The sequence below is a fragment of the Neptunicella marina genome (assembly GCF_014270035.1).
In the GTDB taxonomy this organism is placed as follows: Bacteria; Pseudomonadota; Gammaproteobacteria; order Enterobacterales; family Alteromonadaceae; genus Neptunicella; species Neptunicella marina.
Genome location: NZ_JACNEP010000003.1, coordinates 79033 through 94153, shown reverse-complemented (window position 1 = coordinate 94153; position 15121 = coordinate 79033). Strand labels below are relative to the sequence as shown.

The 15121-nt window shown below is 44.9% G+C and carries 13 protein-coding genes; 9 read left to right on the top strand and 4 right to left on the bottom strand.

Annotation, left to right across the window (positions count from 1 at the left end):
* Nucleotides 1-17: 17 nt before the first annotated feature.
* Together gltB and H8B19_RS05010 are read left to right on the top strand one after the other, a co-directional pair.
* Complete coding sequence (gene gltB / locus H8B19_RS05015; protein WP_186505702.1) at nt 18-4484, top strand: glutamate synthase large subunit; 4467 nt, start codon at nt 18-20, stop codon at nt 4482-4484.
* A gap of 9 nt (nt 4485-4493) precedes the next feature.
* Nucleotides 4494-5909: an FAD-dependent oxidoreductase gene (locus H8B19_RS05010; RefSeq protein WP_186505701.1), complete on the top strand. Its 1416-nt coding sequence runs from the start codon at nt 4494-4496 to the stop codon at nt 5907-5909.
* 71 nt (nt 5910-5980) lie between these two features.
* On the opposite strand, the gene H8B19_RS05005 is transcribed toward H8B19_RS05010, so the two are convergent.
* The gene (locus H8B19_RS05005; protein WP_186505700.1) at nt 5981-6430 is read right to left on the bottom strand and encodes a hypothetical protein; all 450 of its coding nucleotides are present in this window, start codon (nt 6428-6430) and stop codon (nt 5981-5983) included.
* A 259-nt stretch (nt 6431-6689) separates the two neighbouring features.
* On the opposite strand from H8B19_RS05005, the gene H8B19_RS05000 reads away from it, so the two are divergent.
* From H8B19_RS05000 to H8B19_RS04985, 4 genes are read left to right on the top strand one after another with little or no spacing between them, the layout of a single operon-like run.
* Complete coding sequence (locus H8B19_RS05000) at nt 6690-7271, top strand: ZrgA family zinc uptake protein (RefSeq protein ID WP_186505699.1); 582 nt, start codon at nt 6690-6692, stop codon at nt 7269-7271.
* 45 nt (nt 7272-7316) lie between these two features.
* Entirely contained in the window at nt 7317-7697 is a 381-nt protein-coding gene (locus tag H8B19_RS04995; RefSeq protein WP_241737496.1) for a MerC domain-containing protein, read from the top strand.
* Nucleotides 7698-7752: 55 nt separating this feature from the next.
* Nucleotides 7753-8670, top strand: a complete 918-nt coding sequence (locus tag H8B19_RS04990) for an endonuclease/exonuclease/phosphatase family protein (protein WP_186505697.1) — start codon at nt 7753-7755, stop codon at nt 8668-8670.
* A gap of 27 nt (nt 8671-8697) precedes the next feature.
* Nucleotides 8698-10065, top strand: a complete 1368-nt coding sequence (locus tag H8B19_RS04985) for an alkaline phosphatase PhoX (RefSeq protein WP_186505696.1) — start codon at nt 8698-8700, stop codon at nt 10063-10065.
* Between the two features lie 22 nt (nt 10066-10087).
* Here H8B19_RS04985 and H8B19_RS04980 read toward each other — a convergent pair whose 3' ends face one another.
* Nucleotides 10088-10780, bottom strand: coding sequence for a DUF3299 domain-containing protein (locus tag H8B19_RS04980; RefSeq protein WP_186505695.1), 693 nt, complete (start codon nt 10778-10780; stop codon nt 10088-10090).
* Nucleotides 10781-10841: 61 nt separating this feature from the next.
* Nucleotides 10842-11408: a DUF3299 domain-containing protein gene (locus H8B19_RS04975; protein ID WP_186505694.1), complete on the bottom strand. Its 567-nt coding sequence runs from the start codon at nt 11406-11408 to the stop codon at nt 10842-10844.
* Nucleotides 11409-11506: 98 nt separating this feature from the next.
* Between H8B19_RS04975 and H8B19_RS04970 the strand changes: the two genes are divergently transcribed.
* The 3 genes from H8B19_RS04970 to H8B19_RS04960 all read left to right on the top strand — a co-directional run bounded on the left by H8B19_RS04970 (nt 11507) and on the right by H8B19_RS04960 (nt 13917).
* On the top strand, nt 11507-12199 hold the full coding sequence (locus tag H8B19_RS04970; RefSeq protein ID WP_186505693.1) for an ABC transporter ATP-binding protein: 693 nt from the start codon (nt 11507-11509) through the stop codon (nt 12197-12199).
* Nucleotides 12193-13428, top strand: coding sequence for an ABC transporter permease (locus tag H8B19_RS04965; RefSeq protein WP_186505692.1), 1236 nt, complete (start codon nt 12193-12195; stop codon nt 13426-13428). The genes H8B19_RS04970 and H8B19_RS04965 overlap by 7 nt, the downstream gene beginning before the upstream one ends.
* Before the next feature lie 156 nt (nt 13429-13584).
* A complete protein-coding gene (locus H8B19_RS04960) occupies nt 13585-13917 on the top strand; it encodes a PDZ domain-containing protein (protein ID WP_186505691.1) in 333 nt (110 codons plus the stop codon).
* Between the two features lie 76 nt (nt 13918-13993).
* On the opposite strand, the gene H8B19_RS04955 is transcribed toward H8B19_RS04960, so the two are convergent.
* Nucleotides 13994-15088, bottom strand: a complete 1095-nt coding sequence (locus H8B19_RS04955; protein ID WP_186505690.1) for an NF038122 family metalloprotease — start codon at nt 15086-15088, stop codon at nt 13994-13996.
* Nucleotides 15089-15121 lie beyond the last annotated feature (33 nt).

Sequence of the window (15121 nt, the reverse complement as noted above, 5' to 3'; positions counted from 1 at the left end):
TGAAGGAGCAAATCATCATGAGTCTATATCATCCGAATGATTCGCGGGATAACTGTGGCTTTGGGCTAATCGCTCACACAGAGGGTAAAGCCAGCCACAAATTGGTGAAAACGGCTATAGAAGGTTTGGATCGGATGCAGCATCGCGGCGGTATTGCCGCTGACGGGAAAACCGGCGATGGCTGCGGTTTGCTGATGCAAACCCCTAAAGCGTTTTTTGAACACGTAGCACAACAACAAGGTTGGTCTCTGGCGCAAAATTTTGCCGTCGGCATGATTTTTATGAGTCAGGACCCAATAAAAGCACAAGCAGCACGCGATATTCTGAATGAGGAACTGGAAAGCGAAACCTTACAGGTTTTGGGCTGGCGTGAAGTTCCCACCAACAATGACTTGTTAGGTGAGCTGGCTGCAAGCTGTCTGCCTGTGATCGAACAGGTATTTATCAATGCGCCTAACGGCTGGTCTTCACATGATATGGAGCGTCGCCTGTTTATGGCGCGCCGTCGTGCGGAAAAACGCCTGTCAGAAGACGAAGATTTTTACGTTGCCAGCATGTCATCGCTGGTCACTGTATATAAAGGTCTGGTATTAGCCGGAGACTTACCCAAATTTTACCTGGATTTAGCCGATGAAAAAATGCAATCGGCTATCTGTGTCTTCCACCAACGTTTCTCCACCAACACCTTACCTAAGTGGCCTTTGGCTCAGCCTTTCCGCTTTTTGGCACATAATGGTGAAATTAACACCATTCGTGGTAACCGCGAATGGGCAAAAGCGCGTTCGAGTAAAATCCGCACGCCGTTGATCCCTGATTTAAAAGATGCCGCACCGTTTGTAAATGAAATCGGTTCGGATTCTTCCTCGCTGGATAACATGCTGGAGCTGTTCCTGGCCGGCGGCATGGATTTATTCCGCGCCATGCGTTTACTGGTACCACCTGCGTATCAGAATAACAAAACCATGGACCCGGATTTAAAAGCCTTCTATGAATTTAACTCCATGCATATGGAGCCGTGGGATGGTCCGGCCGGTATTGTATTAACCAATGGTCGCCATGTGGCCTGTAATCTCGATCGCAACGGTTTACGACCAGCCCGTTATGTCATGACCAACGACGGTCTGATTACACTGGCCTCTGAAATCGGTATCTGGGATTACAACGAACAGGATGTGCTGGAAAAAGGCCGTGTTGGCCCCGGTGAAATGCTGGCGGTTGATACCTACACAGGTAAAATCTGGCGTAGTAATGAAATAGACAAAGAATTGAAAAACCGTCACCCCTACCGGGAATGGTTAGGTGAACATATTCGTCGTCTTACGCCTATTGAGCAGCTGGACACGCCGGAAATTGGTAAACGTCTGTTTGACGATGACATGATGAATACCTATTACAAACAGTTCAATTATTCCTATGAGGAAATTGATCAGGTTATCAAGGTACTGGCTAAAGACGGACAGGAAGCCACTGGCTCAATGGGTGACGATACGCCTATGGCGGTCTTGTCTTCCAAACACAGAACCGTTTATGACTATTTCCGTCAGCATTTTGCGCAGGTAACCAATCCGCCCATCGATCCATTACGTGAAAATCACGTGATGTCACTGGCTACCTGTATTGGTCGTGAAAAGGACGTATTCAGTGAAACCTCAGGGTACGCTGACCGCGTTTTATTTGATTCACCGATTATGGTGTATACCGACTTAAAACAACTGCGTAAGTTTGATCCTGAATATTACTACTCCGAATTTGTAGATTTGAACTACAAACCGGAAGAAGGCCTTAAAAACGCCATTAAACGCGTGTGTGACGAAGCTGAACATTTGGTTAGTCATAAAAAAGCCGCATTTGTTATCCTGACTGACCGTCAGATCAAACCCAATTTAATCCCGATTCCAGCCGCGATGGCGGTAGGTGCGGTTCAGCGTCGTCTGGTCGATCGCGGCTTACGTTGTGATGCCAATATTGTGATCGAAACGGCATCAGCGCGTGATCCACATCACTTTGCAGTACTGATTGGTTTAGGCGCCACGGCGGTATATCCATTCCTGGCCTATGAAGTCATAGAACAGTTATGTAGCAGTGGCCAAATCGATACTCCTCCCATGCAAGCAATTGTTAATTACCGTAAGGGTATTAACAAAGGGCTGTATAAGATCATGTCGAAAATGGGCATTTCGACCATTGCCAGTTATCGCTGCTCTAAATTATTTGAAACCGTCGGCATTAACAAAGCCGTTAGTGATTATTGTTTTAAAGGTGTGCCAAGCCGTATTCAGGGTGCAGGATTTGATGATTTCGAACAGGATCAAATCAACCTTAATCGCATTGCATGGTTAAAACGTAAAACCATCAGTCATGGTGGTCTGCTTAAATATGTGCACGATGGTGAATATCATTGTTACAACCCGGATATCGTTACCACACTGCAAAAAGCCGTCGTAAGTGGAGAGTATGCCGATTATCAGCAATTTAGCGCACTGGTAAACGAACGTCCGGTTGCCACTATTCGTGATCTGCTAAAACTCAACCCACAACTGGATGCCATCAGCATTGACGAAGTGGAACCAGCAGAAAACCTCTATCCACGTTTTGATACCGCAGCTATGTCGATTGGCGCATTAAGCCCCGAAGCCCATGAAGCACTGGCGATTGCCATGAACCGGTTAGGCGGGCAGTCCAACTCGGGGGAAGGTGGTGAGGATCCCAAACGTTTTAATACCGAACGCAATTCCAAAATTAAACAAATTGCCTCGGGTCGTTTTGGTGTGACCCCACACTATCTGGTCAATGCCGATGTGCTGCAAATTAAAGTCGCACAAGGCGCCAAACCGGGTGAAGGTGGTCAGTTACCGGGTGATAAGGTCAATAAATATATTGCCGAATTACGTCACTCAGTACCGGGCGTCACCCTGATTTCACCGCCGCCGCATCATGATATCTATTCGATTGAAGATTTGGCACAGCTGATTTTTGACCTTAAACAGGTTAACCCTAAAGCACTGATTTCGGTCAAACTGGTTTCCGAGCCGGGTGTGGGCACCATTGCCTGTGGTGTGGCCAAAGCCTATGCCGACTTAATTACTATTTCCGGTTACGACGGTGGTACAGGTGCCAGCCCGTTAACCTCGGTAAAATATGCCGGTAGTCCATGGGAAATGGGACTGGCAGAAACCCAGCAAGCGCTGGTGGAAAACGGCTTACGTCATAAAGTTCGTGTACAAACCGATGGCGGTTTAAAAACCGGTTTGGATGTAATTAAAGCGGCAATTTTAGGCGCGGAAAGTTTTGGTTTTGGCACCGGCCCCATGGTAGCGCTGGGTTGTAAATATCTGCGTATTTGTCACTTAAACAACTGTGCAACAGGTGTGGCAACTCAGGATGAAAAACTGCGCAGCAACTACTTTATCGGCCTGCCAGAAATGGTGATGAATTACTTTAAATTCATCGCACAGGAAGTCCGTGAGATTATGGCTGAGCTGGGTGTACGTAAACTCGATGAACTGATTGGTCGTACTGAGTTGCTGGAAATTCTGCCGGGCTTTAGTGCACGTCAGAACAAACTGGATTTATCCCCCATACTGGCCAAACCGACCGCAGGGGATCACACCAAATTATTCTGCAGTGAGGGCGAAAATATCCCGGCAGATAAAGGTGATTTGAACCTGCAATTGCTGGCCGATCTGGATAGTGCAATCAGCTCACGCAGCGGTGGATTGTTCCGCTATAAAATTCGCAATACTGACCGTTCAGTAGGCGCTATGGTATCCGGTCATATCGCCAAATATCACGGCAACCGTGATATGGAAGAACATCCGATTAAACTGGAATTTACCGGTACTGCCGGTCAGAGTTTTGGAGTGTGGAATGCCGGCGGTCTGGAAATGACCTTAATCGGTGATGCCAACGACTATGTGGGTAAAGGCATGACAGGCGGTAAGCTGGTTATTCATCCTCCACAAGGCGTGAGCTACAAAACGCGCAACAGCACCATTGCCGGGAATACCTGTTTGTACGGTGCCACTGGCGGTAAATTATTTGCCGCAGGTTGTGCAGGTGAACGTTTTGGCGTACGTAACTCAGGCGCGATTGCAGTAGTTGAAGGCGTAGGCGATAACGGCTGTGAATATATGACAGGCGGTATCGTTGCGGTATTGGGTCGTACCGGGGTGAACTTCGCCGCCGGTATGACAGGCGGTTTTGCATACGTACTGGATGAAGATAACGACTTCGAACAACGCGTCAATGCCGATTTAGTCGAAACACTGGGTATTGAAGATAAAGTGATTTTATCTGAGCACTTACGTGGCCTGATTAACCAGCATTATGAAGAAACCGGCAGCGAACATGCACTGAATCTGCTGACCAATTTTGCCGAATATTTACCTAAGTTCCGTCTGGTGAAACCCAAAACCAGCGATGTTAAAAATCTGCTTGGACACATTAGTCGTTCAACAGAAGAACTGCGCGTACAGGTAAATTAAGGAGGATTTATGGCAAAAAATGTATACCAGTTTGTTGATGTAGAGCGTATCGATCCTCCGAAAAAACCTATTGCGGCTCGCCGCAGTGCATTTGCTGAAATTTATCAGCCAATGAGTGATTCACAGGTACAAGGGCAGGCCGATCGCTGTCTGGATTGCGGTAACCCTTATTGTGAGTGGAAGTGCCCGGTTCATAACTTTATTCCGCAGTGGTTAAAACTGGCCAACGAAGGCCGTATTTTTGAGGCTGCGGAATTATCGAGTAAAACCAATACGTTACCCGAAGTGTGCGGGCGAGTTTGTCCGCAGGATCGTCTGTGTGAAGGCGCCTGTACCTTAAATGACGATTTTGGTGCGGTTACCATTGGCAGCATCGAAAAATACATTACCGATACCGCCTTTAAACAAGGCTGGCGTCCGGATATGTCGGGCGTGGTGGATACCGGCAAAAAAGTCGCGGTAATTGGCGCAGGCCCGGCCGGTTTAGGTTGTGCCGATATTCTGGTGCGCAACGGTGTGAAACCGGTGGTATTTGATAAATACGCCAAAATCGGTGGCCTGTTAACCTTCGGTATTCCAGCCTTTAAGCTGGAAAAAGAAGTGATGGATTTACGCCATGATATCTTCACCGAAATGGGTATCGAGTTTGTACTTAATACCGAAGTTGGTAAAGACATCGCCTTTGAACAACTGCTGAATGAATACGATGCGGTATTCCTTGGCATGGGTACTTATAAGTACATGAAAGGTGGTTTTGCCAACGAAAGCGCAAGTGGCGTTTATGAAGCCCTGCCCTATCTCATTGCCAACACCAATCGCCAAATTGGCCTTGAACAAAATGCCGATGACTTTATCGATATGCAAGGTAAAAGCGTGGTGGTGTTAGGGGGGGGTGATACCGCCATGGACTGTGTGCGTACAGCCGTGCGTCAGGGTGCTAAACGGGTTATTTGTGCTTATCGCCGTGACGAACAAAACATGCCTGGCTCCAAACGCGAAGTACAAAATGCGCGTGAGGAAGGCGTTGAGTTTATGTTTAACCTGCAACCGTCTGATATTGCCATTGATGAAAATGGCAATGCCTGTGGTGTGCATATGGTGAAAACCGAACTTGGTCCGGCCGATGCCGCTGGTCGTCGCAGCCCACAAGCTGTTGAAGGTTCTGAGCATATTTTGGAAGCCGATGCGGTAATCATCGCCTTTGGTTTCCAGCCAAGCCCCAGCGACTGGTTTGCTGATTACGGTGTGATCCTGGATGAAAAAGGCCGTGTACGCGCGCCACGTAATGGCAAGTTCGCCTACCAGACCTCCAATCCAAAAATCTTCGCCGGTGGTGATATGGTGCGTGGTTCAGATTTGGTAGTGACCGCCATTGATGAAGGACGTAAAGCCGCCGATGGCATTCTTGATTACCTGAATGTGTAATCAATACTTAAATTGAGAAAAGGCACCAATTGGTGCCTTTTTTCGCAACTCAAAACATCACCATATGGGTGTTAAGTCTCTATATCTGCTGAGTCAACTTTGTCGCTATAAAACTTGAGCATCAAGTTTGTAAAGGGGTTACCTAACGCCCACCAATTATCGATTGCTCGATTAAGCAAGTCCTTAGCTTCGTGTTCAGCAAAAATCGATACAACAGGTTCATTAATAGGATTTACGTGCTTTATTTTGTTTCGAGCATAATTAACCCTGTCATGTACCCACTTATTCAGTTTTTCTTTAGTGACATCTTCACCATTCCGGATTTGATTTAACAAAAAGTAAGAGTCTTGAAGCGATTCTAAAGAGCTTTTTATTCCTTGCGCTCTACACGCTTTACCTAATATTTCTTCTGCAGCACCAGCTAAAGTAATTACTGAAAAATAATCATTTGTCTCAAAATAAAGCATAAGTGCGCTTTCCAGCTGTGCTAAAGCAATATCAACACTTTTAAACTCTTTCATATCTAACCTTGTTCTAAAGCTAATTTAAGAATAAATATCAGCGTTCCCCCTGATGTCTAGCGTCTTTTTTAATTTTTTTTATCAAACTCTGTAACATTTGAGCAATCTTAAAAATTCAAAATGCGTACTTATTTTTGAGTTACTCGACACTATTTTTAACGACATTTATACAACCCAAACAAATGTTATGTTATAACATAAATACACAAGTAATTTATAATCATCCATGCTGCGCATTGGTGTTTTCACAGGACACAATATGATGAAAACCTCAGTAAAAACCATAGTTAAACACTCGCTACAGCTGGCGTTGTCTGCCATGTTAATCACTGCACCATCCACTCTCGCAGCCGAGGCTCATGTGCATGGCAGCGGGCAATTGCTTATCACCCAGGATGCACAAGATGTAACCATTCGTTTTATCTTACCTGCTGCCGATTTGTATGGTTTTGAACACAAAGCCGCAACGCCAGAGCAAAAACAAAAAGTCGCTCAGGTAAAACAAACCTTTGAGCACATCAGCAAAGCCATAGAGTTAAGTGGCAAATGCACCACCACATCGGGCAAAGTATCGGTTTCAGCTGCCCATGAAGATCATGACGACGATGATGAAGACGAAGATCATGATGAACATGAGCATCACGGCGAAGAACATCACCACCATCATCATGAAAATATTCAGCTGGATTATCAGCTAAATTGCACCACTGACGTGTCTGATATCAAGGTCACTTTGTTTGCTGCCGCGCCAACATTGCAACATATTGAAGCGCAGTGGATAAATGCCAAAGGTCAGGGCATGCAAAAATTATCGCCGGAACATAATGCCATTCACTGGTAATAGATTTCCGGCTAATTTCCATCAACTAAGAGGTCATCATTGAAAATGCAATTACAGGTATTGGGTGATAAGACAGCCATTTTTCTGTCATCTTTGTGTGTTATACATTGCATCCTGACACCGATTTTAGTGATCGCAATCCCGTCGTTGGGTGGCGTGTTTTGGCTTGAGCATGAGGTATTTCACAATTTGTTATTATTTTTTGTGGTACCGGTTGGTTTGCTGGCTTTAATGGCCGGATACAAACACCACCATAATCACAAGGTATTGCTGTGTGGACTGACAGGTCTTGTGATGCTGACGTTAATCGCGATTGCAGGCCATGATTTTTTAAATGAACGGAGTGAAACGTTGATAACGCTTTTAGCCACGGTTTTTATTCTGTTTGCTCATATTAAAAACTTTCAGTTGCGCCAACACGATTAAACTTGATTATTCAATGAGTTATATTCCGGTATCACCTTTTTAAGAGACGTATTTAATGGCTGTAAAATTTAAAGTAGCTGGCATGCTTGCCGCAATATTATTAGTAAGCTCCTGTGCTTCCACTCTGTCTAAGACAATATCAACACAGTCACAGCCATTAAAAGTGGCGACCTGGAATATGGAACACTTCGCCTTTCCGATTAACAACGGTTGCCGTCCACGCAGTGAGCAGGAAATCACTCAAATTCGCCAGTATCTTAAATCGGTCAATGCCGATATTTACGCGGTAGAAGAAGTGTCATCCGTAGAGGCTTTACGTCAGGTTTTCCCTGAAGATCAGTGGAATATCATTTTTTCACAGCGCCCGGACAGCGAATCTTATGAATGTCGTGGCAGTGGTTATCACTCCACCCAGCAAAAAGTGGGCTTAGTACTGCGTAAAAATATCGAAGTAGAAAAATCCACTCAACAAAGCGAGTTTGGTTTAGATAATCCGGGGTTACGTTATGGTGTATCGGCCACAGTAAAAACCAGCTTTGGCCCGCTAACCATTCTGGCATTGCATTTAAAAAGCGGTTGTTTTGTTGATGATTACAGCAGCAGTGATAAACAGTCGTGCCAGACTCTGGCACAACAAGTACCCCAGTTAACCAGCTGGATAAAACAGCAGGAAACCAAAGGCACGCCTTATATGTTTTTAGGTGACTTTAATCACAGATTATCTGCACCTTACAACCGTTTTACCCGTGAGATTAACGCCAGTAAATCCGCAAGCTCCCAGTTACGTTTAGTGACTCAACCATTACTTGGCTGTCACCCACGTTATCCGGCACCGATTGACCATATTTGGGTGGGTGGCATGCCAACCACTGAACTGGTGTCGCATACCGCTGTCTATCCATTTAGCAATATGGATGAAGATGCCATGTTAAGTGATCATTGTGCCGTTTCTGTCGAATTTCCCGCACACTAATTTTCAACGATACAACAGGAGAATATCGTGATTTCCAGACGCCAGTTTAATCAGAGCCTTGTGGCGGTTGCCTTTGGAGGTTTATCAAAACACTTAATGGCCACCCCAAACGGACTTGGTTCAGTCGCCAAAAATACAGGTTATGGCGCATTAATCAGCGATCCAAACGGCGTTCTGGATTTACCTGAAGGTTTTAGTTATCAAATTATCTCGCAACTAGGTGAGGTAATGTCCGATGGGCGCGAAGTACCTGATCGCGCCGATGGCATGGGCTGTTTTTATAAAGACGATGAGCGCGTGGTGCTGGTACGTAATCACGAATTATCACCGCCGATTGCAGGTAGTAGTGAAGAAGTAAAAGATAAGAGCGCCGCAGCGCAGGCTTACGATGTAGGCCAACATGGTAATGCGCTCCCCGGCGGTACCAGTAACATTGTTTACAATTTAAAAACCGGCAAAACCGAACAACAACATATGTCGTTAATTGGCACCGTGCGCAACTGTTCTGGTGGTATTACACCGTGGGGAAGCTGGTTAACCTGCGAAGAATCAACCTTAACCCCATCGGCAGCCAATCAAAAACACCATGGTTTTGTGTTTGAAGTGCCGAGCGACTCAAATGGGCTGGTTGAACCTTTGCCGCTTAAGGCCATGGGACGTTTTAACCATGAAGCCGCTTGTATCGATCCTCGCACCGGCATTGTGTACCTGACTGAAGATCGTGACGATAGCCTGTTATATCGTTTTATCCCTAAGCAAAAAGGCAAACTGAGTGCGGGGGGAAAACTGCAGGCACTGGCAATTAAAGGCAAACCCCATGCAGATACCCGCAACTGGGAAAAACGTCAGTTAGTGGTGGGGGATACTGTCTTTGCCGAATGGATCGATTTAGATAACGTTGAAAGCCCGGATGATGATTTGCGTTTACGTGGTCATAAAGCGGGGGCTGCACTATTCGCCCGCGGTGAAGGCATTCACTGGGCAAATCAGGAGTTGTTCTTTTGCTGTACCAGCGGTGGTAGCAAGAAACTGGGACAAATCATGCAGTATCAGCCTTCTGAGTTTGAAGGCACCGATAAAGAACAGCAAGCACCGGGTAAATTAACTTTGTACGTGGAAAGCCCGCACAAAGCGTCTTTTAACTTTGGTGACAACTTAACCGTGGCACCGGACGGGCAGCTTATTGTGTGTGAAGACCAGTACACGACAATTGTAGATAATCACTTAAAAGGTGTAACAACCAAAGGTGAAACCTATGATTTTGCGCGTATTCGCTTGCAAACCGAGCCTGCTGGCGCGTGTTTCTCGCCCGATGGCAGCGTGTTGTTTGTTAACTTATATTCGCCGTCTAAAACGCTGGCCATTCGTGGTCCATGGCAACATTTAGCGGGTTAACAGGCTTAGCAACTAAGCAGAGTTAGTAGGCATTGGTAGCCTGATGATTGCGAACATCATCAGGCTCACCTGCAAAGGGTTTAATTTGCACAGGATCAATCAAATAAGCCGAAGTGCCCTGCGGATCTTCAAACATCCCTACCGAAATAATCCCTTCAACAGTATACGCCTGATTAATATCGTAATGATTTAAGCCTTGCGGCACACGACCATACAGCATTTGATTAGGGGCAGGTGCGGGAAAATGAATACAAGCGCCAAAATATGGCACCAGAAAGAAGCTGGTGATTTGCCGTTTCTCATTAATGCTAACCGGCACAATGTAACCACTAAGGCTAATGGACTGCCCATCCAACCCCGCCACCGTATCAGTCGATATTAAACTTTGTTGGTAGGCTTTATCGCTGGAAGCTTGCAACATCACTTCCATTTGCTGTTGAAAACCAAGCTCAGAAGACTGACGATATTTAACCGCTAACTCACGTTCGGTAGCGGTGAGTAAGTCTTTCCAGCCGATATTTTGCAGCGGCTGCGCCAAAAATCGCTCGGTTAATTGTTGGTCATTTGAGGAAAAAATGGCGGAAGAGCTCACGCTTAAACCCTGGCTGGCAGAAAACCAGCGTCCAGCCCACTGACCACCTATCACCCCAAGTAAAATAACCAAAGCCACCAGCAAAACAAACTTTAGCGAGCGGCTTTTTATTATGCCAAACATACGAATTGGCAGCGGCTCTCAGTCTCCTTAAAACAACAAAGCACCCCACATGTCATTTCCATTATTCATCCTCATAAGGCATCACATTGGCTAATGCCATGGTGTAGGCTGACGTACCTAAGCTGTGTTTTTGCGCTTCAATATTAACGGTGCCTTCAAACCAAAAGGGTTGATTTAAATCCTCCAGTTCAACGCCTTGTTTCGATTTGGCATAAATCATTTGGTTTGGTGGTGGAGGCGGTAAATGTATACAAGCGCCAAAATAAGGTACGATAAAAAACTCGGTGACCTTTTTGTCCTCATTTTGTTGTAAGGGCACAATAAAACCCGGAATACGAATGGCCTGATGATTAAAGGATTCAATCACACGCATAGAACGCAAAGCCTGCTGATATCGCTGTGTTTTTTCGTCGTTAAAATCCTGATTTTTAAAATTATCGACCGAATCATCGGCCGAGCCATCGGCAACCTGATCAAGGTATTTAGGTCTGTCGAGCAAGGCTGCCAAATCATCATTTGGCATCAGTTCAACCCATTCGATTTCTTTGAAATCCGATGCGTTGAGAATAAAAGCTGGAAAAATAAAAAATGTAAAAAGCGCGCATTTAAGCGATGGGTGTATCTTCATAAAAATGTTCTACTTGTGTGGTTGAGGGCACCAAAACAAAAATGTTATAACATAACAACAAAATATAAAGAAGTTCTTTCATCAACTAAGTGATTTATATGAGCCAATCAAACAACCAGAGCTTTGCAGTCGAGTTAGATCAGGTTGTGCACCGTTATCCTAACCAGCAAACACAGTTTTGTTTTTCCGCCTGGCAGGTAAGCCAGGGTGCACGCATTTTTTTACATGGCCCATCCGGGTCTGGCAAAACCACTTTATTAAATTTGTTATCGGGCGTGTTGGTACCTGAATCCGGTGCAGTTTCGATTTTAGGTCAGCCATTTTCTTCGCTACCCGCCAGGAAACGCGACAAATTCCGCGCACAACATGTCGGTGTGGTGTTTCAGCAATTTAATCTTATTCCCCATTTAAGCGTGATAAAAAACATTGAACTGGCAGCGTATTTTGCGGGTAACAAGCAGTCTGTTCGCACTAGTGCTGAACAGTTATTAACACAGCTAAAACTGCCAATGGCCTTGCTGGATACCGCAGCCAGCTCTCTAAGTGTGGGTCAGCAGCAGCGTGTTGCCATTGCTCGTGCCCTGATTAACAAACCAGAAATTCTGCTGGTAGATGAACCCACCTCAGCACTGGATGCCGATGCCCGCGATGCTTTTATGCAGGTGTTAATTGCCTTATGTGAAAGCATGAATACCACCCTGATTTTTGTTAGTCACGATCAGGCCTTACGCGCGTATTTCAGCGACTGCGTGAGTGTTAAAGCGCTGCAGCAGGAGGAACAAATATGTTGATTTCTTTTGCAGTCAGTAGTTTAAAAAGCCGCAAAAAATCAGTCATCCTAACCCTGATGTCGCTGTTTATCAGTGTGAGTGTATTACTGAGTGTTGAACATATCCGTTTGCAGGCAGAAGCCAGTTTTAACCGTACGATTTCTAATGTGGATTTAATTGTAGGCGCCCCCAGCGGCCAACTGAATTTATTGCTGTATTCGGTATTTAGAATGGGCAGCGCCACCAATAATATCGATTATAAAAGTTTAACCATGCTGCAACAGCACCCGGATGTGGAATGGGCTGTACCGATTTCACTGGGTGATTCGCATCATGGATTCCGCGTACTGGGCACTTCTCAGGCTTATTTTGATCATTATCAGTACGGCAATAAACAACACATTAGTTTTGCCAGTGGTAAACCTTTCAAGGGGGTATTTGGTACTGTGATAGGTGCAGATGTGGCCAAAGCTCTGCATTACAAGCTGGGTGATAAAATCGTTATTGCCCATGGTATTGGTGCGGTGAGTTTCCATAAACACCAACAATCACCGTTCACCATCACAGGTATTTTAGCGCCAACCGGTACCCCCATTGATAAAAGCGTGCATGTGAGTCTGGCAGGCATTGAAGCCATGCATTTACCACCCGCTAAATTATCTAAAGTATTAGCCGCTCCTGATAACACGGACAATCCACTGGTAAAGCCGGATAGCGTTACCGCTGTGATGCTGGGGCTCAAATCCAAATTTGCTACTTTCACGCTACAACGTGAATTAAATAACTATCAGGACGACAGACTGATGGCCATTTTACCCGGTGTGGCGATGGCTGAGCTGTGGCAGATGATGGACAGTGTCGAGAATATTCTCAGAATCATCAGTGTATTGGTTTTGGTCTCATCGCTGTTTGGTTTATCCACTATGCTGCTGGCATCCATGCAACAACGCGAAAAAGAAATTGCTGTCCTGCGTATTTTAGGCGCAGGTGCGCATGTCATATTTATGATGATAGTCACCGAAGCGATTTTAATTGCGATCAGTGCCAGCATAGGCGCATTAGCTTTTGTATCTCTGACATTTACCTTAGCTAAGGGGTGGTTAGCCAGTCATTACGGCTTATTTATCAGCGCCAACTTGCTGTCCTGGCACACCACGTTTGTGATTGGTGGCGTATTGCTGGCCACCTTAATAACAACCTTACTGCCGGCGTTTGACGCCTATCGCAACGCCCTGCATTCCAAACTTTAATCAAAATAATTAAGTAACAAAGGCACCAATTGGTGCCTTTTTAGTTGTTAAACATACTTATTTACCCGGGTTATTTCACATTCAGTTACTTATGCCATGTTGAACTAACGCTTTGTTATGTCGGTCTTTATATCAATCGCAAAAAGGATATTTGATATGAAAAAAATCGTTTTATTTACCCTGTTGACCTTTACTGTTATCGCACCGGCACAAGCGGAGATAGGTTTAAAAGCATCCATTTCAACTAAAGGCTTGTTTAATGCTGAGCTCACTGAATTTATCATTGAAGCTGTAACCGAAGGCTCTCCTGCACAAAAAGCAGGCTTAAAAGCAGGAGATATTGTTATCGCCATCGCAGATTGCAAAATTCCGGGTTGTGACGCCAGCGATGCCAAAAAGTTAATGAAACGCAAAGCGGGTGAAATTCTGCCACTCACCATTAAAAAAGAAGATGGTACTGAGCAGGTAATTGCAATCCATGTAGAGTGAGGGCTGGATTGGAGTCATTTAAAATAAAAAACCACTGAATAATCAGTGGTTTTTTATTTTATAAATTAACACCAAACTAAGCTTTTCTGCGTCTGATGTATAAACCTGATAAAACCAGTGTCCAGAATGCCATCGTGCCCGGCTCTGGTACCGCTGCAAAATTTAAATCCCAGCCAATTACATCGAAAGCAACTGCATCAAGAATAGTAACATCACCAAATTCACCGAATGCAAAAGTTGGATCCATAATACCTAAACCAAGATTATCCTTAAAATGACTCGCCTGACGACCATCTCCACCAAAAGCCCCTGTAGAAAACTGACCTAAGTTGGTTAACCCGTTATCGATCGAGAAGAAAGCATCAGAACCGGGATCAAAGTCTCTTACGCCTATTCCTGCAAGTAAACTGGCATCAGAAAAACGGAACAAGTCCAATGTGGAAGCAACGACATAAGGATCCAGATCCAGCTCAGGATCAATTAAACCAGAGTTGTAAACATAGTCGTAATCGTCCACACCACTAACAAACCCAAGTGCATGACCAATTTCATGAATGGCAACACCAACAAAATCCATTTTATCTGCATCAATGCCATCGGTACGATCAAAATCAAAGGCAAATTCGCTGCTAAATGTGATTTCCGCATCGTTTAAGTCCCAGGTATCATCAGCAACAAAGCCTAATGCCTTAGCATTTGCTTGCGTTATGCCCAAGGCAATGTTGTCCCATGAACCATCCTGATCTAGCTCAGGTGAGACCGGAGAACTTGGATTTTCCTGATCTAAAAAGGTAATGTTGCAACCACCATTTCCCTGATCATCACATGGCAAACTGTTAACCGCAGTTAAGTCAAATTGTGACGTAACGTCACCAATCATTGATAAAGCAATATTCTGGTAGTAGTCGAGATAATAAGATGAGCGTGTAGAGCCAATCACATTTGGATCTAATGCATCAAAACCAATATTGATATTTACCTGAATATTATCTGTAAAAAGATTAGACCAAAAATCGGCAGCTTCCTGGAAACCAGCTAAAGCCTGTTGGCCTTTTGCCGAAGCAAAGTCTGCTGCATCATAGTTAAGGTCAATAAGTGACGCTGAAGCACTGTACGACGTAAACGCCACGGATAGTGCCAGTATGGTTTGTTTGAAGTTTCTTGTAAGCATAGTTAACTCTGTTGTTTTTATTTAATTATTAGT